A 22481-nucleotide genomic window follows, 5' to 3' on the forward strand; every position below is an offset into this window, starting at 1 on the left:
GACCTGTCGGGCCTCAACGCCGCCGTCATCGGCCGCTCCAACCTGTTCGGCAAGCCGATGGCGCAATTGCTGCTCAATGCCAATGCGACTGTCACGACGGCGCATTCGCGCACGAAGGATCTCGCATCCGTCGCAAGAGGTGCGGATATTCTGGTGGCGGCCGTCGGCCGGCCGGAGATGGTCAAGGCCGATTGGATCAAGCCGGGCGCGACGGTCATCGACGTCGGCATCAATCGTATTGATGCACCCGAGCGCGGCGAGGGCAAGAGCCGGTTGGTCGGCGATGTCGCCTTTGCACAGGCGTCCGAAGTCGCCAAGGCCATCACGCCGGTTCCGGGTGGTGTCGGACCGATGACGATCGCCATGCTGATGGCCAATACCGTCATTGCAGCTCATCGCGCAGCCAACAGAAAGCCGCCGAAGTTTTGAAGAAAATGCCCTCCGAGTGATGACAAAAAACCATTCGGATCGGCTTGCCAAGGCATGAAAGACGACTATAGTCAGGAAATAAATATTCCATACAAGAAAATGAGGGAACGAAATGGCATTATCATGGCGTTTCTCCGCCTTGGCGGACCGGCACCGTGCTCTCGGATCGAAACTCGAAGACTGGAGCGGTATGGGAACCGCCTGGACCTACGAGAAGGGCATGTCGGACGAACATGTCGCGATCCGTACCAAGGCCGGGCTAATGGACGTTTCCGGCCTCAAAAAGGTGCATCTGGTCGGCCCGCACGCCATCGCCGTGCTCGACTATATCACCACCCGCGACATGTCGAAGATCTATCCCGGCCGCTCGGTCTATGCCGCGATGCTGAATGATCGCGGCTATTTCACCGACGACTGCATCGTCTATCGCACCGGACCGAATTCCTGGATGCTGGTGCACGGCTCGGGCTCCGGCCACGAGGAACTCGTCAAGCAGGCTGCCGGCCGCAACTGCGCTGTCCTCTTCGACGACGATCTGCACGACCTCTCGCTGCAGGGTCCGATCGCGGTTGACTATCTCGCCAAATATGTGCCCGGGATCCGCGACCTCAAATATTTCCATCATATGCAGACGACGCTGTTCGGCGCTCCTGTAATGATCTCGCGCACCGGCTATACCGGCGAGCGCGGCTATGAAATCTTCGTGCGTGGCCAGGATGCGCCGATGGTCTGGGATCGCATCGTCGCGGAAGGCAAAGAGATGGGGATCATTCCCTGCTGCTTCAGCGTCCTCGATATGCTGCGCGTCGAAAGCTATCTGCTCTTCTACCCCTATGATAACTCGCAGATGTATCCTTTCGCCGATCAGCCTCCCGGTGACAGCCTCTGGGAACTCGGCCTCGACTTTACCGTCAGCCCCGGCAAGACCGGCTTCAGGGGTGCCGAGGAACATGCCCGCCTCAAGGGCAAGGAGCGCTTCAAGATTTTCGGCATGCTGATCGATGCCGATGGCCCGGCCGATCTCGGCGACGAAGTCTTTGCCGATGGCAGACGAGTCGGCGTCATTACCTGCCCGTGCTATTCTGCGCTCACCAAGAAATCGATGGCCATCGCCCGTCTCGATGTCGACAAGGCGGTGCAGGGCACCAAGCTCGAGGTGCGTGGCAAGAGCCTGAAGGCAAGCGCCATCGCCCATACCCTGCCATTCGACGATCCGGAAAAGAAGAAGAGGACGGCCATCGGCTAAGGAGGCGCTCATGCTTGTCGAAGGCATCAAGAGCCGGCCGGTTTACCATGGTCTCGCAATCCAGCCGCATGCTCGCCGGCACCTCTTCGTTCTCGAAGGGGAGGGCGCTCATGCTCTTCTCGATCACAGGCCCGCGCTCGACGACACGATCCTGTCGCGTAGCGAAATCCTCTATGTCGCGCGCGGCTCGCAGGGCAAGGGCCATGACGAGACCCTGCGTAGCCTCGGCGCCGACATGTTCTTCACGGCGCCGACCATCGCAACGCTGCTCTTTCGTCTGAAAGGGTCGCTTTCGACGGCCCATATGGGGACGCGGCTTTATATCGCCGGCACGGAAGGCTTCATCGGCCAGGCGATGATGGTGGCGCTCGATTACGGCATGGACCATGCCTCGATCATCTCGGAGCATCGCGGTTCGCTGGCGCGCCGAGTCCAATGCGTCCACTGCAAGGGCATCACCGAGGACGTCACCCACAGTCCGTTCAGCTGCAGCCATTGCGGGCTTCCGCTTCTGGTGCGCGATCATTATTCGCGTCGCCTCGGTGCCTTCCAAGGCGTCAACATCGACGCCGAAGAGCCCGGCAGTGCGCCCGATCCCGAGGAGTTGTTCCTATGAGCGGTGGTACGGAAATCCCAGTCCGCGTTGCGAAGGTCACTCCCATTGCCGAGCGCATCAAGCGGTTTCGTTTCGAGCGCCTCGACGGCAAGCCCATGCCATATTTCTCCGGCGGCGCCCATGTGATCGTCTCGATGAACGACGAAGGGCACATGAGGCGCAATGCCTATTCGCTGATGTCGCCGCCGCATGATTGTTCGGCCTATGAGATCAGCGTGCTGCGCGTCGAGGATTCGCGTGGCGGTTCGGCCTTCATGCATGAGAAGGTGAGGGAGGGCGACCAACTCAAAGTCAGCTATCCTGTCAATCTTTTTCAGCCGGATTGGCGCGGCCGCAAGCACCTCCTCATCGCCGGCGGCATCGGCATCACGCCCTTCATCGCGATGATGCAGCAGTTTTCGCGCGAGGGGGTCAATTTCGAGCTGCATTATGCCGTGCGTTCGCTGGATCGCGGAGCCTATTGCCGCGAGCTTGTCGAACAATATGGCTCGCAGCGCGTGAAGATCTATTGCGATGCAGACCGCAATTTCATCCCCGTCGCCCGTCTCCTCGAAAGCCAGCCGCTCGGCACGCATCTCTATGTCTGCGGCCCCTCAGGCATGATCGACGGCGTGCTGAGAACGGGTATCGAGGCCGGCTGGCCAGAGCAGAACCTGCACTCCGAGCGCTTCCTGTCCTCGCAGCCCGGCAAGCCTTTCTCGATCGAGCTGACGCGCTCCGGCAAAACTGTTCACGTCGGCCATCATGAGAGCATGCTGGAGGCGATCGAGGCAGCTGGCGTCGACGCGCCTTTCCTCTGTCGAGGCGGCGCCTGCGGGCAATGCGAGACCGGTGTTGCCGTCTGCGACGGCAAGCTTCTGCACCAAGACGTTTATCTGACCGAACAAGAAAAGGCTTCCGGCCGAAAGGTGATGATCTGCGTTTCCCGTTTCGAGGGAAGCGCACTGCATCTCGACCTTTAGGCATCGGGCCGATACCCAGGAGAACGGACATGGCAATCGCCTTCAAGCAGGAAACGTTCCGGGACGATTTCAGCTATCGCAACAGTCCGGAAAACATCCGGCGCTTTCCGTTCCCGTTCGATCGCGACGAGTACATGTACTCGGTCAACATGGAACCGCATGTGACGGGGCAGAAGAACACGATCTACGAAAGCCTGATCGATGTCGACGAACACTACGTCGCTGAAATGCATGACAGGGCGCTGGTGCTGAAGGAAGATCCGCTGCGCTATCAGGCGCTGCCGCATATGATGTCGGCCCAGTGGGATACGTTGGAACTGCTGATGGAGGAGCAGGCCGCCGGCTATCCCGAGCACTTCACGCTCACCAAGAACGGTGATCAGTGGCGCTGGATCAACCGGCCGCTCGGCATCGACGACACCTTTACCTTCGGTGATGCGTCGACATTGCCTTACGAACCCTTCGAGTACATCACCCGCCAGGCGCAGGGCGATTTCTGTATCGTCGACCAGCGCGACAGCAATCTCTGGATGGATGCCGGCATGGTGACGACCCAGGCCGACTGGTCGCTCGATTTCGACATCGGCATGAATTTCATGGAGTGGCATGGGCCGGTACCGCTCGCCCACCAGATCGGCGTCTTCGACCGTGCCTTGAAATTCCTTTTGAACCTGCAGCAGGGCAAGCCGACACGCCGATTCAACTGGACGATGACGATCAATCCTCGTCTCGATACCAGCCCGGAAAACTATCCGAAGTGGGGTCCGGACCGCACCACGGTGACGCCGGACAATGTGGGCGAGAAGGTGCATCTGCGCGTCGAACTGCAGAGCCTCTGGCGCCTGCCGCGCTCGAACGCCATTCTCTTCGTCATCCGCTGTTACCTGATGAACATGAACGAGCTCGTGACCGTGCCGAAATGGGCGCGTCGCTTCCCGCGCGTGCTGCGCACCCTGCCGCCGGAGCTCATCGACTACAAGGGCCTCACCCGCTTCCGCGAGATGACGATCGACTGGCTTTCGAAATATGACGACGGGGCGCCGACCAGCGCCGGCACTTTCCCGGATTGATCCCGACCGCCGGGCCGAACGACCGCATGCGATAAAAATTCGATACAATCGAGAAGGGGAATGCTTCATGACAAGAGTTGCCGTTATCGGTGCCGGACCTTCGGGGCTTGCCCAGTTGCGGGCCTTCCAATCGGCAGCGCAGAAGGGTGCCGAGATTCCGGAAATCGTCTGCTACGAAAAGCAGTCCGACTGGGGTGGGCTGTGGAATTACACATGGCGCACCGGCCTCGACGAATATGGCGAGCCCGTCCACGGCAGCATGTATCGATACCTCTGGTCGAACGGCCCCAAGGAATGCCTGGAATTTGCTGACTATTCTTTCGAAGAGCATTTTGGCAAGCCGATCGCCTCCTATCCGCCGCGCGCCGTACTCTGGGATTATATCAAGGGCCGTGTCGAGAAAGCCGACGTGCGCAAATGGGTGCGTTTCAGCACCCCCGTGCGCATGGTGCGCTTTGACGAGGAAACGAAGAAGTTCACCGTGACGGCGCATGATCGCGCCCAGGACCGGATGTATGACGAGGAGTTCGATTACGTCGTGGTCGCTAGCGGCCACTTCTCGACGCCGAATGTTCCCTATTTCGAAGGCGTGAAGACCTTCAACGGCCGCGTATTGCATGCGCATGACTTCCGCGATGCGGTGGAATTCAAGGGCAAAGACGTGTTGCTCGTGGGCCGCAGCTATTCAGCCGAAGATATCGGTTCGCAATGCTGGAAATACGGCGCGAAATCGGTCACGACGAGCTATCGTTCCAAGCCGATGGGCTTCAAATGGCCCGGGAATTTCGAGGAGCGGCCGCTGCTGACGCGGCTCGAGAACAAGACGGCCCACTTCCTCGACGGCTCTTCCAAGGAGGTCGACGCACTGATCCTCTGCACCGGCTATCACCATCATTTTCCGTTCCTGCCGGATGAGTTGCGGCTGAAGACGGCCAACCGCCTCTGGGCCGATCATCTCTACAAGGGCGTGATCTTCGACAAGAATCCGCAGCTGTTCTACATCGGCATGCAGGATCAGTTCTACACCTTCAACATGTTCGACGTGCAGGCCTGGTGGGCGCGCGATGTCATGTTGGGCCGCATCAAGTTGCCGCCGGAAGACGAGCTGCAGGCGAATTTCGACAAGTGGCGTGCGCGTGAGGAAACGCTCGAGGATGCCGAGCAGATGATCTGGTACCAGGGCGACTATGTGAAGGAATTGCTCGCCGAGACCGATTATCCGAGCTTCGATATCGAAGGCACGAACAAGACTTTCATGGAATGGGAGCACCACAAGGCGGAGAATATCATGGGCTTCCGCGACCACGCCTATCGCTCGTTGATGACCGGCAATATGTCGCCGAAACACCATACGCCCTGGGTCGATGCGCTCGACGACTCGATGGAAGAATATCTGCGCAACTGATGCGCCCGGCACATTTCCGCGTAAACCGGCAGGGGAGGCTGAAGCCGATCCCTGCCGGCCTGTTTGAGTTGAGATGAAGCAATTTGATCAGCAACTTTTCCTTCGGGTACGGCCTTCATGGATTTTCAAACCAGCGTCCTTGGACGCATGAGCGGCTTCCTTTATCGTTGCCGTGCTGACGAGAACTACACGATGCTTGACATGACCGACGGCATCGAACGCATCTTCGGCTATCCCGTCGACGAGATCGTCGGCAACCGCGCGCGGACCTTCACCTCCATCATGTACGAGGAGGATGTTCCACTCATGGACGAGGTCGTCGGCAGGGCGTTGGAGAGCCGCACGGACTGGACGATGGAATATCGGATCCGTCACCGCGACGGCCATCTCGTCTGGGTGACGGAGACAGGCGGCGGCGTCTGGGACGAGGCCGGGGAGCTGCTCTATCTCGAGGGCAGCATCATCAACATCGAGTCGCTCTATCAGCGTATCGACGAGCAAACCTCGGGCATGCGGGTCACAGCTTCCAAGACCAACGAGATCCTGCAGTCGCTGCGCTACCTGAAGCTCCTTGCGGTCAATGCCGGCATCGAGGCCGCAAGAGCCGGAACGGCAGGGTCCGGTTTTGCGGTCTTGGCCGCGGAAATGCGCTCGCTTGCAAACTCTTCAGAAGAAGCCGCGCGCGCGATCTCGAACGCGCAGAGGAAGACAGACTAGGAGCGTGGCCGCGTCTTCTGCGGGTCGTAGTGGGAAAGCGGCACGATCGTAGCCGGCAACCGCTTCTGGTGGCCATCGAGCTTGCCGATTTCGACCTTGGTGCCTACCGCCGCATGCGTGACGTCGACACGGGCAAGTGCGATCGTCTTGCCGAGGATCGGCGAGCGTGTCGCGCTGGTGACGACGCCGATCTGGGCACGGCCGATATGGATGCAATCGCCGTGGCCGACCGCCTCATTGGCTTCTACATCGAGCCCCACCATCAGGTGGCGCGGATTTTCCTTTCGCCTGATCAGCGCCTCGCGGCCGATGAAATCATCCTGCTTGGATTTCAACGGCACGCTGAAGCCGATACCGGCCTCGAAGGGATCGGTCTGATCGTCGAATTCATGATGGGCAAAGATCAAGCCTGCCTCGATGCGCACCATGTCGAGCGCCTCCAGACCCATGGGCCTCAGCCCAAATGGCTCGCCGGCTTTCCAGACGGCATCGAAGACGGCCGAAGCATCCTTCGGGTGGCAGAAGATCTCGTAGCCGAGCTCGCCGGTATAGCCGGTGCGTGAGACAACGACCGGCGCGCCTTCGAAGTGGCCGATACGGCCCACCGCGAAACGAAACCACTCGAGTTCGCCGATCGTCGGCTGGCGCGGCGCCGTCCAGATGATCTCCTTCAGGATGTCGCGGCTCTTCGGGCCTTGCAGCGCGATGTTGTGCATCTGGTCCGTGGAGGAGCGGACCCAGGCCTTGAAACCTTTCTTCTCCGCCTGTTCGCGCAGCCAGATGCCGCTATAGTCATCGCCGCCGATCCAGCGGAAATTCTTGTCACCGAGACGAAACAGCGTGCCGTCGTCGATCATGCCGCCATGTTCGTAGCACATGGCGGAATAGACGACCTGGCCGGTCGAAAGCTTGCGGACATCGCGGGTCAGGCAATATTGCAGCAACTCTTCCGCGTCCGGTCCGGTCACCTCGAACTTGCGCAGCGGCGAGAGGTCGATGACGACGGCGCGTTCGCGGCAGGCCCAATATTCCTCGATCGGTCCTTCGGAGGAGAAGCGGTTCGGCAGCCAGAAGCCGCGATATTCTGTGTAATCCCGCGTCAAGGCTGAAAGGCGAGAATGGAATGCGGTTTCCCGCGTCAGTTCGGGGTCAGCGTCAGGGGTCATGCGATAGGCCACCGCTCGTGTGAATTTCTCTTTGCCGGAAAAGGTGCGGACATGAATGTCGGTCGGATCCCAGCCGTTGGCCGCGTCGATATCGTCGGGGCAGGAGGAGGAGACGCAAACAAGATCGGTCAGCGCGCGCATCAGCACATAATCGCCCGGCCGCGACCAGGGTTCGTCGAGATAAAGCTGATTATTGTGATCGACGTTGGTGTTGTAGAAGTAGTTGAGTGCCTCCCAGCCTTTGCGGCCGGGAATGCCGTAAGGAGCGAGTACCGCATTGAAGTTGTCGGTGCAGTTCACATGGCCGGGATAGCCAATATCATCGTAATAGCGTGAATTGCAGGCCGTGGCGAAGGCGTCGTGCCGGCCGACCGTATCCTGGACGATTTCCACCAGCGGTTCGAAATCCCGGTCGAAAGCTTTCGATGGCAGACCAGGAGTTGGATAGCTGCGGCCGAGCAGGGTGCGCGTGACGGTGGAGTCGAGCGCAAGATCAAGCCCCTTGTCCACCTTGCGGGCAGAAAAGGCCTGGAAGTCCGTGCACTGCCGCCCGTAAACGTCGATGATCTGGATGAATTCTCCGGCGCGAACGAAATAGGCCGAGGCGGTTGCCGCTCTGATGCGGATATCCTCTATGGGGTCGGCCAAGGGTTCGGGCAGGGCAGAGGTGTAGTCCTGCAGGATCGTGGTGCGCCGGATCCTGATTTCCAACGGCGTTGCGGTGTCCTGCGCCTCGGGCGACATGGGCGCGCCCGGAGCGCAGACGATCAGCAGACCTTTCAGAGCAATGGTAAATTCTGCCGTGCTGCCCGGTGGCGAAGCCTGGCCGAAGACACGCAGCGCCCCTGCGGAGGCGAGATCGGCGCCGCGCCGCTGCAATGCCGCACGCACGCGCGAAGCGCTTTCCTCCTTGGAGGACAGGATGGATTTCAATCCTTCGGCGGCGCAGGTGAAGGCGGTGCCCAATCCGGCGGACTGAAAACGGCCCTTCTCGTCGAGGAAGGAGAGCTCGCATACCTGACCGCCCTCGCAGTCGCTCAGCGTCGCACGGTCGCCCGGCTCCACACGCACGACCAGCGTTCCGCCCCCCTTGCAACGATAGCGTTCCGTGTCGTGTGGTAGCGTCGGAATGCCTGGATAACGAACAGTACTTACCGAAATGGGCCGTATTCCGGCGATCGGCGGATGGAGATCTCGCATGTAGCCCTCTCGGGAAAATGATGTGCCTCACCACACCGGAATCATGCTGACAAAATGCCGCCGGAAAGTAAAGTGATGTTGACTAAAAAGAAAATATCTTCACTATGCATAAAGGTCTTGCCTCTGGAAATCCGCGCACAGACGCGGCTCTCGAAAACCTCCAGCAAGCCCGCAATGCCATGGGAGGCACGTTCAGGAAGACGTACGAGAGATACGTCCGGAACAAAGATGGGGAATATCACCGATGACGGATATTGTGGACGCCGGCGTTTCTGCTGGCACCGAGGGTAAACTTATACGCGCGCTCGACTGGAAGGGCGCGTTCTGGGTGGCTGCAGGTGTGCCGCCGCTCGTTCTTTTCTCCATCGGCGGCATCGCCGGCACGACGGGCAAACTCGCCTTCGTCGTCTGGATCATTTCGATGATCATGGGGTTCCTGCAATCCTTTACCTATGCGGAAATTGCCGGCATGTTCGGCAACAAGTCGGGCGGCGCCTCGGTTTATGGTGCGACGGCCTGGCTGCGTTACTCGAAATTCATCGCTCCGCTTTCGGTGTGGTGCAACTGGTTTGCCTGGTCGCCGGTCCTGTCGCTCGGCTGCGCCATTGCAGCCGGCTATATTCTCAATGCCTTTTTCCCGATCCCGGCGGCGGATTCGCAAGCTGTTCTCAGCTGGATCAGTGCGCATGCGACGTCTATCACCGCCGATAGCCCGAGGGTCGCAGAATATATCGCTGCGCATGCCGGCACCTCTCCGCAAGATGCGGTAAAAGCGCTTCTGAGCGCTGATGGCGTTGCGGCATTCACGCCTGCCATTCGCAACTGGTCGCTCGTCAGCTTCAACATTCCCTTCCTTGCCACGGCCAACATCAATGCCACCTTCTTCATCGGCGGCATCCTGATGCTGGTCATATTCGCGATCCAGCATCGCGGTATCTCCGAGACGGCAAGCGTGCAGAAGTGGCTGGCGATCATCGTCCTCGTGCCGTTGCTCATCATCGGTATCTATCCGATCGTCAGCGGCCAGATCGCCTCCAGCAACGTCACCGGCTTGCTGCCGCCGACCGCCGCCTATGCCGGCACGGACGGGACATGGAGCAATGGTGGCTGGACGCTTTTCCTCGGCGGTCTATATATTGCAGCCTGGTCGACCTACGGGTTCGAAACGGCCGTTTGCTATACGCGGGAACTGAAGAACCCGAAGACGGACACCTTCAAGGCCATCTTCTATTCCGGTCTTGCCTGCTGCATCTTCTTCTTCCTCGTGCCGTTCGCCTTCCAGGGCGTGCTCGGCCATGCAGGCATGCTGGCGCCCGGTATCGTCGACGGCACCGGCGTTGCCGAAGCGCTCGGCGGCCTGATCGGCGCCGGCCGCGTCGTCACCCAGCTCCTTGTCATCCTGATGATCATGGCGCTCTTTTTGGCCATCATGACAGCCATGGCCGGCTCGTCCCGCACGCTCTATCAGGGCTCGAAGGACGGCTGGCTGCCGAAGTATCTCGACCATGTGAACGAGCATGGCGCACCGACCAGGGCGATGTGGACGGATTTTGCCTTCAACCTCTCGCTTCTCGCTATTGCGTCCGACACCAGCGGCTACTTCTTCGTGCTCGCCGTCTCCAACGTCGGATACATCATCTTCAACTTCCTCAATCTTAACTCCGGTTGGATCCACCGCATGGATTCCGGCCATGTAGAGCGCCCGTGGAAGGCACCTTCCTGGCTGATCGGCCTCAACACCGTTCTCGCTTTCGTCAATGCGCTCTTCCTCGGTGCCGGCGCCAAGGTCTGGGGCTATGCGAACGCACTCTGGATAGGCTTTGCTTTTGCCGCATTGATCCTGCCGGTTTTCGCCTACAGGCACTATGTCCGTGACGGCGGCAAGTTTCCGGCCGGCGCCATGGACGATCTGGGTCTTGTCGGCCAAGATCTGGGCGTGAAGAAAGCAGGAATTCTGCCGTACCTGGCCTTGGTCGGCGGCCTAGCCATCGTACTGATTGCCAATTGGGCCTTCCAGTTGCCGGCTTAGAAAAAGACGGATGAAATTAGCTGTCCCCGCTGTGGCGAGCCACGGCGGGGCGACTCTTAGGAGATCTTAGAAGCGGCGGCGACTCCGCCCCCAAAGTTAGAGCTAAATGGAAAGTGTCGAGTCTCGATAATATTTGCTGGCGCAACACCTCAGCCCGTCGCCTGGGATGGCAAAATCGACTGCGACGAGCGATCACCGCCATTCAAGCGCGAAATTCATCGTTGTCGTCGGAGGTTCGTTCGATTCAGCTGAATGACAGTTCCTCCGTCCAAATGCTTACTATCAGCTGCCCCGACAGCATTGGCATTTGAGCGGCCTATCTGGACCATTTCCTCTCCAGCCATATCACGCCGGCTCGCCAGCATTCGGATCCCAGCGCGTGAGCCGAAGTTTAACCATTGTTCCCACTTGTTTTCAGTTCAACCCTGTTGCCGCTGAGAACGACGATCTTGTCAGCCACTGACATTTTCTCGACGTCATCGCGGGTAACGTAGATCATTGCTGTTCCACGTCCGGTATGGAATTCGCATCAACTCGATGCGCTTGTATTTCCATCGCGAAGAACGGTTGTGGATAGCTCCACTCGATTTTGATTTTACCACTCACCGCGCATCGAATCTGCGCGACATGGCGGCGCGAGCTCTTAAATCCCTGATCCGTCGAGCTGCTGGGCGTCGCCGCCTTCCCAAGGCGAGGGCATCGAGGTGCGATTGGGATTGGCCGAAGGCATCGGCATCCAGCACTTCAATTCCGGCTCGGCATATTCGATGATGTGGCCGGGCGAGGAATCGGAGGCGCGCCAGCCTTCTGTACCGAACTGATCGCCATGCGACCAATATGCGAGATCAACTTCTGCCGGCCCCTGTTCGGACGGGCGGATCGTGACAAGGATCCGACTGCCGTCTTTCGGCGCGCTTGCCATGTGACGCCAGCGGTCTGGTTCTTCCATCGCTTTTCCTCCTGCCTTGCTGCAGGTTGCGAGTGTCGCCTTGTCATCGAAAAGGGTCAACTCAAACTTTGAACAACCCATCCGCTATCAATTGGCTTTTCGATCGAGAGATCACTCGGAATCTCCTCAACATCGGCGGAACGCCGCTACTGATGTGGCTCATAGCTCCGCCGAAGAGAGCGGGGCGCAAACTATCAACAGGCAATTTAACCCCAGGCTAGTCCCCGTTCAGTCCCTGCACCCCTCGAAACGTTTAGCGGCAAGCAGGCGACGTCCGGCGCAGGGCGGGCGCTCGAACAGCCGTGTGAGGTGGATGGCTATCTTCCACTTTGGTCAAAACTGCCGGTGAGACGTCCGCGTGCCACAGTGTCTTCCCGCATCCGGTGCAGGTTCTGAACAGACGAAAGAGAACAGCCTTCGCGGGCACCGCCAAACTAGGCTGATGGAACGGTCTCGGGCAGAAAATCACACTTTTTGACGAACTGGCGTCGACAGAGCCGAGCCCCCGGATTTATGCTGACAAATCAAAACGATGCGCACCGTGAATCTCGCAGCAAAAACAGTGTTGAGAATTTGCGCTATGGACACAACAAAAGTGCAGGATCAGGATGCGCGAAACAGATTTCGTCAGCGGCTTTGCCAAGGGATTGAAAGTCATCGAAGCCTTCGGCGAGACGCGGCAGCGCCTGACGATTGCCGAAGCGTCGAAGCTGACCGGGCTCGACCGTGCCACCGTGCGCCGTTCGCTGCTGACGCTTTCTGAGCTAGGCTATGCCGTCTATGACGGGAAGTTCTTCACGCTGACGCCGAAGATCCTCAGGCTCGGTCATGCCTATCTTGCCGCGACGCCGCTGCCGATCATCATCCAGCCGCACCTCGATCAGCTTGCGGAGCGCGCCGGGCAGAATGCTTCGGCTTCCGTGCTCGACGGGACGGAAGTCGTCTATATCGCGCGGGCCTCCCAGCGCCGGGTCATGTCGATCAATCTGACGCCGGGGAGCCGCCTTCCGGCCTTTTGCGCCTCGATGGGCCGCGTCCTGCTCGCCGCCTTGCCGGAAAGTGAGGCGCGTTTGGTGCTTGGGCGGACCGACCTCAAGGCGAATACGCCGAATACCAAGACCGATCCCGAGGAGCTGATGGCCGAATTCCGCCGGGTGAGGGAGCAGGGCTATGCCGTCATCAATCAGGAGCTGGAAATCGGCCTCTGCTCGATAGCGGTGCCGGTGGAAAACGACCGCGGGCAGACCGTGGCGGCAATCAATATCGGCGCACCGGCCGCCTATGTCGCCGCTTCCGACATGGTGGAGCGGTTCCTGCCGCTGCTGAAGGAGACGCAAAAGGCGCTGCGGCTGGTGCTGCCTTAAGCTTCACGGCTCTCGGGGCCATCCTCGTCCTTCGAGGCTCCGCCTTCGGCTACGCACCTCACGATGAGGATTGAGCATGCCCGGTGATCGATATGCTTTGCAGCCTTTTTAGCGAAGCGAAAAGATCAGCCCTCATTGTGAGGAGGCCCAAAGGGTCGTCTCGAACCACGAGGGCGGGTGGTTGCCTGATTTTTCCGCTCAGATTGCTGTGCTTACAAGCCCAGCCTCTCCCGCTCCTCGATGCGCCAGGCGCGGGGCGTCTGGCCGGTCTGCTTCATGAAGAAGCGGGAGAAATAGGCCGGGTCGGCGAAACCGAGGCGATAGCTGATTTCCTGGACGGTCGCGAAGGTGAAGACCAGTTCGCGCTTGGCCTCATCGAGCAGCTTGCGGGTGATCAACTCGTGTGCGCCGTGCCCGGTCCGGCCGCGCACGATGCGGCTGAGATGCGCCGGCGAGATGCCGAGGCTTTCGGCATAGAAGGCGGCCGGCTTGTGCGAGCGGAAGTGGCGCTGGATGAGGCCCTGCAGCATCTCCATCCGGCGCTCGCCGTCATCGTCCGGGCCAGATCCTTCGTCAGCCTTCTGAGCGATGCGCGCCGTCAGCAACAAGGCCGAGGTCAGATAGGCCTCGAGCAAATCGTTGCGGCCATTGCGGTGGCTGGCAAACTCTTCACCCAGGCGCTTTAGCGTGCTGGCGACATGCGCAGCGTCCTCGTTTTGCATGTCGAGCAAGGTCAGATGCGGATCGGCAAGCCATGCTCCCAGCCGGCTGCGATCGCCCGGAGAGGCCTTCAGATGCGAGATCAGCACCGTGATGACGAAGCCGTCTATGTCTCTCGAAAACCGGAAGCCGTGGTTGAGACGTGGCGGCACCGTAATGACGGCGGGTGGCGTAATGGGGTGGGGAACGCCGTCAAATACGGCGTCGCCGGATCCGGCATCTATGTACAAGATCTGAAAGAAGCTCTCATGCCGATGCGGGCGGATTTCCCAGTGATGAAGGCTGCTGCGAGACGGAATCGTCTCGCAATGCAGCCAGAAATCCGGCTTTCGGCCAGTATTTTCACCATAGAGCTCATAGATCGGCACATTCTTCGTCATGGCTCTTCTCCCTCGAAATGTTCGATTTGTGCAATTTCATGACCGAAATGTCCATTGCGAACTTGCGATGCGCCGAAGAGACTTGAAGCAAGATCACGCATGGGAGGAGACGATGCGCACTCAAGTCGCCATTATCGGTTCAGGGCCATCCGGGCTGCTGCTCGGCCAGTTGCTGACGGAGGCCGGCATCGATAACGTCATTCTCGATCGCGTCGGCAAGGATTACATCCTCGGCCGCGTGCGTGCCGGCGTTCTGGAGGAAGGCACCGTCCGATTGCTGGACGAGGCGAAGTCCAGCGCCCGCCTGCATGCGGAGGGACTGCCGCATGATGGCTTCTCGCTCGCCTTCGACGGCCGCGACCATCGCATCGACCTCCATGGTCTCACAGGCGGCAAGCGGGTCGTCATCTACGGCCAGACGGAGATGACCCGCGACCTCATGGCCCGCCGCGAGGAAAGCGGCGCTCCGACCATCTACAGCGCGATCAATGTCCAGCCGCACGGCTTCGATGGCGATACGCCCTATCTGACCTACGAGAAGGACGGCGTTTCCCATCGCATCGATTGCGATTTCATCGCCGGCTGCGACGGCTTTCATGGCGTCAGCCGCAAATCGGTTCCGGAAAAGGCGGTCCGCAGCTTCGAAAAGGTCTATCCTTTCGGTTGGCTCGGCGTGCTGGCCGACGTGGCGCCCGTCAATCATGAGCTGATCTACGCTAATCATCCTCGCGGCTTTGCGCTATGCTCCATGCGCTCGATGACGCGCAGTCGCTATTACATCCAGTGTCCGCTCGACGAAAAGGTCGAGGACTGGAGTGACGACCGCTTCTGGGATGAGCTGCGCCGTCGACTGCCCGCTCATCATGCCGAGGCGCTGATTGCGGCACCATCCTTCGAAAAATCGATCGCGCCGCTGCGCTCTTTCGTGGCCGAACCCATGCGTTTCGGTCGCCTCTTCCTCGTCGGCGACGCCGCCCATATCGTGCCGCCGACTGGCGCCAAGGGGCTCAACCTGGCGGCGAGCGACGTGCACTACCTGTTTTCAGGTATTGTCGAGCATTACCAGGATCGCTCCAATGCCGGATTGGATGCCTATTCCGTGCGTGCGCTCGCTCGCGTCTGGAAAGCAGTGCGTTTCTCCTGGTGGATGACGACGATGATGCATCGCTTTCCCGATACCAGCGATTTCGATCAGAAGATCCAGGAAGCCGAGCTCGACTATCTCACCCATTCGCGCGCCGCTTCGACCGCGCTCGCCGAGAATTATGTCGGTTTGCCGTTCTAGGCAGGCCTAGAGCCTCTGGGTAACTTCGCTTGCCGCTTCCCGGATCGTCTGCATCAGGATCGACAATGGAAGGGTGGGGATGGAGTCGGTGCGCATGGTCAATCCCACCGGTCCCTTTGTCTCGCTGGTGTCGATCGGCAGGAGCGCCAGTAACCCGTCATCAACATCGCCGGCAACGACGCCGGCGGAGATGATCCAGATCGCGTCACAGGAACGCACGAAGGCGCGGCCAAAGGAGTCGGAAACAGTATCGATCTGGTTGGGCAGCCCGCCGGCGCCGTTGGCGATCAGAAAACTCTCGACGAAGGGGCGGATGATCGAGCCGCGCGTCGGCATGAGGATCGTGTAGCGATTGAGATCGGAAAACAGCGATTGCTGGGAGGAAAGCAGCGGATGGTCTGCCCGAACGGCGAAAACCACCTGCTCTGAGTAGAGGTGCTCAAAGGAAAAGCCCGTCATGTTTTCGGGGCTTGCAAGCCGCCCAACGACGAGATCGAGATCGCCAACGCGCAACTGTTCAAGAAGGACGGCGTTCTCGCCGGTCACGATCTTGATGCGGCTCCAGGTCTCCTCCTTGAGAAACAATTCCATCGCCCGCGGCATGATCCGCGTCGAAACCGTCGGCAGCGCGCCGACGCGGATCGGCGGCGCTTCACCGGAACGTTCCTGCGAGACGGAATCCAACCCCTGGCGGAGTGCGGTCAGCGCAGCACCGGCATGGCGGAGGAAGACTTCGCCGTAGCGGGTGATGCGGATGCCGCGCCCGTCGCGTTCGAAGACGGCGACGCCGAGCGCCTCTTCCAACTCGCGGATCGTCTTCGTCACCGCCGGCTGGCTGATATTCAGCAGGCCGGCCGCCTTGATCACGCTTTTCTGGCGCGCAACCTCGACAAAGGTTTGCAGATGGCGGAACTTAATGCGTGCGTCGAGCATGCTCACTCATAACCGTGGAGTTATCGTAGGGCAAAGAAATATCATTTTACCTAACCAGATTATACATCCAATCTCGCGCATGAGGAGATTTCCAGTGCAGTTTGCCCGCATCAACGACGTCACGATCCACTACCAGATCATTGGTGGCCCCGCCGACAAGCCGGTTCTTGTCTTTGCGAATTCGCTCGGCACCGATTTCCGGATCTGGCGGGATGTGATCGTTCGTCTTGCCGGCGATTTCGCCATCGTGCTTTACGACAAGCGCGGCCATGGCCTCTCCGATCTCGGCCAGATGCCCTATTCCATCGAAGATCACGCCACGGACCTTGCTGGCCTGCTCGATTTCCTCTCGGTCAAGAATGCCGTGATTTGCGGCCTGTCGGTCGGCGGGCTGGTCGCGCAATCGCTCTATCAGCGGCGCCCGGATCTGGTGCGGGCGCTGATCCTCTGCGACACCGCCCACAAGATCGGCACGGCGGAGAGCTGGAATGCCCGTATTGCGCAGGTCGAGACACACGGCATCGAATCCATTGTCGATGCGATCATGGAGCGCTGGTTCACGCCTGCCTTTCGCCGCCCGGAAAACATCGCCTTCGCCGGCTACTGCAACATGCTGCTCCGCCAGCCGGTCGCAGGTTACGCCGCAACCTGTGCCGCGCTCCGCGATGCGGATCTGACTGAAGCCGCCGCCAAGATCGCCGTGCCCACCATCTGCATCGTCGGCGATCAGGACGGCTCCACCCCGCCTGAGCTGGTGCTCTCGACGGCAAAGCTCATTCCGAATGCGCGCTATGAAGTGATCAAGGACGCCGGCCATATCCCCTGCGTCGAACAACCCGAGGCGTTGACCGAAGTCATCCGTGCCTTCGTCGATGTCGTCCTGCGTGGAGAACAAGCCCCATGAATGACCCCACCACGCCGTCCGAGCGCTATCTGCAGGGCATGGCCACGCGCCGTGCCGTGCTCGGCGACGGCCATGTCGATCGCGCCCAGCAGGGATCGACCGAGTTTGACCGACCTTTCCAGGAACTTATTACCGAGGCAGCCTGGGGGCATGTCTGGTCGCGCCCGACGCTCAGTTGGCGCGAGCGGTCCATCGTAACGATCGCGCTGCTTGCGGCGCTCGGTCAGGACGACGAGGTGGCGATGCATGTGCGCGCGACGCGCAACACCGGCGCGACGCGCGACGATGTTTGCGAGGCGCTTCTGCATGTGGCGATCTATGCCGGCGTGCCGGCTGCCAACCATGCGATCAAGATCGCTAAGCAGGTTTTCGAACAAATGGACGCCGAAGAGGCGGCATGAAGCGAGGCAGACATGTCCGATAGAACCAACAGCAAGCCCGAAACGGGCGCCTTTTTCGCCAGAGACCGCGCCTGGCATCCGCCGGCGTTTTCGCCAGGATACAAGACTTCCGTGCTGCGCTCGCCGCAGCGGGCATTGCTGTCGCTCGACGGCACCGTCTCCGAAATTACCGGGCCGGTCTTCGGCCATTCCATATTGAACGACCTGGACAACGACCTGATCCATAATTTCGCCAAGCCGGGTGAAAGCGCGATCGGCGAGCGGATCATCGTTCACGGCCGCGTGCTCGACGAGCGCGGCCGGCCGGTGCCGGGCGTCTTGCTCGAATTCTGGCAGGCCAATGCCGGCGGGCGTTATCGCCACAAGAAGGAAACCTATCTCGCCGCCATCGATCCGAATTTCGGCGGTTGCGGCCGCGCCATCACCGACGATGAAGGGCGCTACGCCTTCCGCACCATCCGTCCCGGCGCTTATCCTTGGCCGAACGGCGTCAACGACTGGCGGCCGGCCCATATCCACTTCTCGGTCTTCGGCCATGGCTTCGCGCAGCGGCTGATTACGCAAATGTACTTCGAGGGTGATCCAATGATCTGGAAATGTCCGATCGTCGGGACGATCCCCGACAAACAGGCGATAGAGCAGCTAATCGCACCGCTCGACTGGGGCAACACGATCCCGATGGACGCTCGCGCCTATAAATTCGATATCGTGCTGCGCGGTCGCCGTTCGACCCTGTTCGAAAACCGGCTGGAGGGCAATTGATGGTACAGGAACTCGGCTATCTCAAGGAAACGCCGTCGCAAACGGCAGGGCCTTACGTCCACATCGGCCTGACGCCGAATTACAGCGAGATCGGCGGCATCTACGAAACCGATCTCGGCTCCTCCATGGTCAACGACAAGACGCTCGGTGAACGCATCACGGTGACGGGCAAGGTCCTCGACGGTGCGGGCGCGCCGGTCAAGGATGCCGTCCTCGAAATCTGGCAGGCCGATAGCGCCGGACTTTACAATAGCCCCTCGGAACTGCGCGGCACAGCCGATCCGAACTTTACCGGCTGGGGGCGTTGCCCGACCAACTCGGCCGACGGCGTTTTCCGCTTCGAGACGATCAAGCCGGGTCGCGTTCCCTTCAAGGACGGCCGCAAGATGGCGCCGCACATCACCTTCTGGATCGTGGCGCGCGGCATCAATATCGGCTTGCACACGCGCATGTATTTTCCGGAAGAGGCTGCCGCAAACGCCGAAGACCCGCTGCTTGCGCGGATCGAACACAGGGATCGTGTTGCAACGCTGGTTGGGGTCAAGGCAGGCTCTACCTACACCTTCGACATCCATTTGCAGGGCGACAAAGAAACGGTTTTCCTCGATATATAGGCCATGAGCGTTTCTCCCTTCGACCATCCGTTCCTGTCCGGTCTCCTCGGTGACGAGGAGATCGCGGAGTATTTTTCCGCAAAGGCCGATATCCGTGCCATGCTTGCCTTCGAAGCTGCGCTTGCCAAGGTCGAGGCGCAGCGTGGGCTGATCTCGCCCGCGGCGGCCGGGCGGATCGCGGAGGTTTGCACGGGTTTCGAGCCCGATCTGGAGAGCCTGAAGGCGGCAACGGCGTCGGATGGCGTCGTCGTGCCTGAACTTGTCAGGCAGCTGCGCAAGGCGGTTGGTGAGGATGCGGGCAAGCATGTTCACTTCGGCGCCACCAGCCAGGACGTCATCGACACCAGCCTGATGATGCGGCTGAAGGCGGTGGCATTTGTCTTGAGCGGTCGGCTCTTCGCCGTATCGTCCGCGCTGACCAAGCTGGAGGAGCGTTTCGGATCGAACAGGCTCATGGGCCGCACCCGAATGCAGGCCGCGATCGCGATCGCCGTGTCCGACCGGCTGCGGGCATGGCGCCATCCGCTCGACCAGTATCGCGATCGGCTGACGCAGGAGACTTTCCCGCTGCAGTTCGGCGGTGCCGCCGGCACGCTGGAAAAATTCGGGCCGCAAGCGGCCGAAATCAGGAGCTCGCTGGCACAGGCGCTCGGCCTGACGGATGAGCCGCAGTGGCAAAGCCAAAGGGGGCGCATCGCCGAGTTGGCGGGATTGCTGTCGATGATCTCCGGCAGTCTCGGCAAGATCGGCCAGGATGTCGCGCTTCTGGCGCAGACAGGTGACGAGATCGAGCTTGCCGGCGGCGGTGGCTCCTCGGCCATGCCGCACAAGCAGAACCCGGTCGCAGCCGAAGTGCTGGTGACGCTTGCCCGCTTCAACGCCGTCCAGCTTTCGGGCATTCATCAGTCCCTCGTCCATGAGCAGGAACGCTCGGGCGCTGCCTGGACGTTGGAATGGCTGCTATTACCGCCTATGGTGGTGGCAACGGCGGCATCGCTGCGCCATGGGCTGCAACTGATCGGCACGGTCAAGCGCCTGGGAACGATAGGGAAGTAGGATATTCCTAGTCATCCATAACCAAATGAGTATGGATGATGACCTTTATTTCATTTTACATCACCATTTCCTATGAGAAATTGGCGGTGATCAGAATTTGAACGATCAAGGGCGGCTCGGAAAATGGCTGCCGGGAGGAGAAAAATGAAACGGTTTGTATTGGCCGCTATCGCGGCTGTTGCTCTTGGCGGTACCGCCTATGCCGACACGATCAAGGTTGGCGTCATCGGTCCTTTCTCCGGTCCATTCGCATTGCAGGGCAAGAACTTCAAGGCCGGTATCGACGCCTACATGGCTGTGAATGGCAAGAAGGTCGGCAAGGACGAGGTGGAGGTGATCTACCGCGACTTGCCCGCGGCTGATCCCGCCCAGTCGAAGTCGCTGGCGCAGGAGCTCGTCGTCAAGGAGCATGTCCAGTATCTCGCCGGCTTCTACTTTACGCCGGATGCGATGGCCGTGACGCCGATCCTCAAGCAGGCCAATGTGCCGATGGTGATCTTCAATGCTGCGACATCGGCAATCGTCACCAAGAGCCCGCTGGTCGTGCGAACCTCCTTTACCACCTGGCAGACTTCGACGCCGATCGCCAAAGTTGCCTATGATGCCGGCGTGAAGAAGGTCATCTCCGTCGTCAGCGATTACGGTCCCGGCATCGACGCCGAAAATGCCTTCAAGGCCGGTTTCGAGAAGCAGGGTGGCCAGGTGGTTCAGGCGATCCGCATGCCACTTTCAACCAATGACTTCAGCCCGATCATGCAGCGTATCAAGGATTCCGGCGCACAGGGCGTCTTCGCCTTCCTGCCGTCAGGCCCGACGACGCTCGGCTTCGTCAAGGCCTACAATGAAAACGGACTGAAGGCTGGTGGTATCAAGCTGTTTGCGCCCGGCGATCTGACGCAGGAATCCGATCTGCCGGCGCTTGGCGACGCCGCACTCGGTATGCAGACGACCTTCCATTATGCGATTTCCCACGATTCTGCTGAAAACAAAGCCTTTGTAGCAGCCGCTGGGAAGGCGATCGGCAATCTCGCCGAGCTGACCTTCCCGGCCGTCGGTGCCTTCGACGGCATGCATGTCATCTACAAGATGATCGAAGCGACTGGCGGCAAGCAGGATGCGCAGAAGGCTGTCGATGCCGTCAAGGGTCTGTCCTGGGTCAGTCCTCGTGGCCCCGTCACCATCGACGCCGAAAGCCGGCATATCACGCAGAATATCTATCTGCGCGAAGTCGCCAAAGGTAACGATGGCAAGTACTACAACAAGGAAATTCAGACCTTCGAGAAGCAGGGCGATCCTGGCCTTGCTGCCGCGAAGTAAAGCGCTCTTGTAACGTCGCCGGCCTGAACGGAAAACTTCGCTCGAGCGGGTGACGGCAGCGGTCGCGCAACAAAAACGGACCAGCGATTTCAATGCAAACCGTGCTCAGCATAGCAGTCGATGCCCTCGCTTACGGCATGGTGCTGTTCGTCATCTCCATCGGCCTCTCCGTCACCATGGGGTTGATGCGCGTCGTCAATCTGGCCCATGGCGCCTTTGCCATGATCGGCGGCTATATCGCCTCCTATGCAGCACACGACCTTGGTCTTGGCTATGCTGCGGCCGTATTGCTGGCCGTGGTCGGCACCGTCATCATCTCCATCCCGATCGAGCGGCTGCTCTACCGACGCATCTATGGCGCGCCGGAATTGACGCAGGTGCTGATGACGATCGGCATCACCTTCTGCATCATCGGTATCGCCAACTACGTCTTTGGCCCGACTTTGAAGACCATCCCCTTGCCGGGCAGCCTGCAGGGTTCCGTCGATCTTGGGTTCCGGACCATCGGCACCCATCGCATCTTCGCGATTGTCTGCGGTCTCGTGGTCGCTCTTGCGCTCTGGTATTTGATCGAGAAAACCTCGTTCGGCGTCAAGCTGCGCGCCTCCGTCGACAATGCCGCAATGGCGGCCGCCCTCGGCGTGCGGACCGAAATCGTCTACGCGGTCAGCTTTGCCGTTGCCGTCGGGCTTGCCGCCTTCGGCGGCGTGGTGGGTGCGGAACTTCTGCCGGTCGAACCCTATTATGCCCTGCGCTATATGGTGACCTTCCTCGTCGTCGTCTCGGTCGGCGGTGCCGGCTCGATCTCCGGCGCATTGCTCGCCTGCCTCATCCTCGGCTGCATCGACACGACCGGCCGTTACCTTATGCCGGAATATGGGGAATTCTTCTTTTATCTGGCCGTCATTGCCATCGTCTGCGTCTTCCCGCGCGGCTTTGCCGGGAGAATGAAGTAA

The 22481-nt window shown here is 60.2% G+C and carries 20 protein-coding genes and 1 pseudogene; 17 read left to right on the plus strand and 4 right to left on the minus strand.

Annotated features, from left to right (window positions below):
* From GA0061102_RS06990 to GA0061102_RS33850, 7 genes and pseudogenes are all read left to right on the plus strand, one after another.
* A pseudogene (locus tag GA0061102_RS06990) lies at nt 1–429 on the plus strand (bifunctional methylenetetrahydrofolate dehydrogenase/methenyltetrahydrofolate cyclohydrolase); the annotation flags it as partial.
* A 112-nt stretch (nt 430–541) separates the two neighbouring features.
* Entirely contained in the window at nt 542–1675 is a 1134-nt protein-coding gene (locus tag GA0061102_RS06995; RefSeq protein ID WP_092845315.1) for an aminomethyl transferase family protein, read from the plus strand.
* 10 nt (nt 1676–1685) lie between these two features.
* A complete protein-coding gene (locus GA0061102_RS07000; protein WP_092845317.1) occupies nt 1686–2291 on the plus strand; it encodes a dimethylamine monooxygenase subunit DmmA family protein in 606 nt (201 codons plus the stop codon).
* Entirely contained in the window at nt 2288–3253 is a 966-nt protein-coding gene (locus GA0061102_RS07005; protein ID WP_092845319.1) for a PDR/VanB family oxidoreductase, read from the plus strand. The genes GA0061102_RS07000 and GA0061102_RS07005 overlap by 4 nt, the downstream gene beginning before the upstream one ends.
* Before the next feature lie 29 nt (nt 3254–3282).
* Entirely contained in the window at nt 3283–4323 is a 1041-nt protein-coding gene (locus tag GA0061102_RS07010) for a heme-dependent oxidative N-demethylase family protein (protein WP_092845321.1), read from the plus strand.
* Nucleotides 4324–4390: 67 nt separating this feature from the next.
* A complete protein-coding gene (locus tag GA0061102_RS07015) occupies nt 4391–5728 on the plus strand; it encodes an NAD(P)-binding domain-containing protein (RefSeq protein ID WP_092845323.1) in 1338 nt (445 codons plus the stop codon).
* A 117-nt stretch (nt 5729–5845) separates the two neighbouring features.
* Entirely contained in the window at nt 5846–6445 is a 600-nt protein-coding gene (locus GA0061102_RS33850; protein ID WP_092845325.1) for a methyl-accepting chemotaxis protein, read from the plus strand.
* Here GA0061102_RS33850 and GA0061102_RS07025 read toward each other — a convergent pair.
* Nucleotides 6442–8811 carry a trimethylamine N-oxide demethylase gene (locus GA0061102_RS07025; protein WP_092845327.1) on the minus strand — a complete coding sequence of 790 codons (2370 nt, stop codon included), beginning with the start codon at nt 8809–8811 and terminating at the stop codon, nt 6442–6444. The genes GA0061102_RS33850 and GA0061102_RS07025 overlap by 4 nt on opposite strands.
* Nucleotides 8812–9055: 244 nt before the next feature.
* On the opposite strand from GA0061102_RS07025, the gene GA0061102_RS07030 reads away from it, so the two are divergent.
* Nucleotides 9056–10840: a trimethylamine N-oxide permease gene (locus GA0061102_RS07030; RefSeq protein WP_092845329.1), complete on the plus strand. Its 1785-nt coding sequence runs from the start codon at nt 9056–9058 to the stop codon at nt 10838–10840.
* 643 nt (nt 10841–11483) lie between these two features.
* On the opposite strand, the gene GA0061102_RS07035 is transcribed toward GA0061102_RS07030, so the two are convergent.
* A complete protein-coding gene (locus GA0061102_RS07035; RefSeq protein WP_092845331.1) occupies nt 11484–11789 on the minus strand; it encodes a hypothetical protein in 306 nt (101 codons plus the stop codon).
* 608 nt (nt 11790–12397) lie between these two features.
* On the opposite strand from GA0061102_RS07035, the gene GA0061102_RS07040 reads away from it, so the two are divergent.
* Nucleotides 12398–13153 carry an IclR family transcriptional regulator gene (locus tag GA0061102_RS07040; RefSeq protein ID WP_092845333.1) on the plus strand — a complete coding sequence of 252 codons (756 nt, stop codon included), beginning with the start codon at nt 12398–12400 and terminating at the stop codon, nt 13151–13153.
* 212 nt (nt 13154–13365) lie between these two features.
* Here the strand turns inward: GA0061102_RS07040 and GA0061102_RS07045 are convergent, their stop codons facing one another.
* Nucleotides 13366–14253, minus strand: a complete 888-nt coding sequence (locus GA0061102_RS07045) for a helix-turn-helix domain-containing protein (RefSeq protein ID WP_092845335.1) — start codon at nt 14251–14253, stop codon at nt 13366–13368.
* 112 nt (nt 14254–14365) lie between these two features.
* Here GA0061102_RS07045 and pobA point away from each other — a divergent pair, with 112 nt between their 5' ends.
* Complete coding sequence (gene pobA / locus GA0061102_RS07050; RefSeq protein ID WP_092845337.1) at nt 14366–15538, plus strand: 4-hydroxybenzoate 3-monooxygenase; 1173 nt, start codon at nt 14366–14368, stop codon at nt 15536–15538.
* Between the two features lie 6 nt (nt 15539–15544).
* On the opposite strand, the gene pcaQ is transcribed toward pobA, so the two are convergent.
* Nucleotides 15545–16471 (minus strand): pca operon transcription factor PcaQ, encoded by a 927-nt coding sequence (gene pcaQ / locus GA0061102_RS07055; RefSeq protein WP_092845339.1) that lies wholly within the window; start codon nt 16469–16471, stop codon nt 15545–15547.
* 94 nt (nt 16472–16565) lie between these two features.
* Here pcaQ and pcaD point away from each other — a divergent pair, with 94 nt between their 5' ends.
* The 7 genes from pcaD to GA0061102_RS07090 all read left to right on the plus strand — a co-directional run bounded on the left by pcaD (nt 16566) and on the right by GA0061102_RS07090 (nt 22481).
* Nucleotides 16566–17375 carry a 3-oxoadipate enol-lactonase gene (pcaD, locus tag GA0061102_RS07060; protein ID WP_092845341.1) on the plus strand — a complete coding sequence of 270 codons (810 nt, stop codon included), beginning with the start codon at nt 16566–16568 and terminating at the stop codon, nt 17373–17375.
* Nucleotides 17372–17776, plus strand: a complete 405-nt coding sequence (pcaC, locus tag GA0061102_RS07065; protein WP_092845343.1) for a 4-carboxymuconolactone decarboxylase — start codon at nt 17372–17374, stop codon at nt 17774–17776. The genes pcaD and pcaC overlap by 4 nt, the downstream gene beginning before the upstream one ends.
* A 12-nt stretch (nt 17777–17788) precedes the next feature.
* Entirely contained in the window at nt 17789–18538 is a 750-nt protein-coding gene (gene pcaH / locus GA0061102_RS07070) for a protocatechuate 3,4-dioxygenase subunit beta (protein WP_092845345.1), read from the plus strand.
* Nucleotides 18538–19152: a protocatechuate 3,4-dioxygenase subunit alpha gene (gene pcaG / locus GA0061102_RS07075; RefSeq protein WP_092845347.1), complete on the plus strand. Its 615-nt coding sequence runs from the start codon at nt 18538–18540 to the stop codon at nt 19150–19152. Before pcaH ends, pcaG begins: the two co-directional genes overlap by 1 nt.
* Before the next feature lie 3 nt (nt 19153–19155).
* Entirely contained in the window at nt 19156–20208 is a 1053-nt protein-coding gene (locus GA0061102_RS07080) for a 3-carboxy-cis,cis-muconate cycloisomerase (RefSeq protein ID WP_092845349.1), read from the plus strand.
* Between the two features lie 144 nt (nt 20209–20352).
* Nucleotides 20353–21525, plus strand: coding sequence for an ABC transporter substrate-binding protein (locus tag GA0061102_RS07085; protein WP_092845351.1), 1173 nt, complete (start codon nt 20353–20355; stop codon nt 21523–21525).
* 92 nt (nt 21526–21617) lie between these two features.
* Nucleotides 21618–22481 carry a branched-chain amino acid ABC transporter permease gene (locus GA0061102_RS07090; RefSeq protein WP_092845353.1) on the plus strand — a complete coding sequence of 288 codons (864 nt, stop codon included), beginning with the start codon at nt 21618–21620 and terminating at the stop codon, nt 22479–22481.

It is taken from the genome of Martinezella miluonensis (genome assembly GCF_900094545.1).
In the GTDB taxonomy this organism is placed as follows: Bacteria; Pseudomonadota; Alphaproteobacteria; order Rhizobiales; family Rhizobiaceae; genus Rhizobium; species Rhizobium miluonense.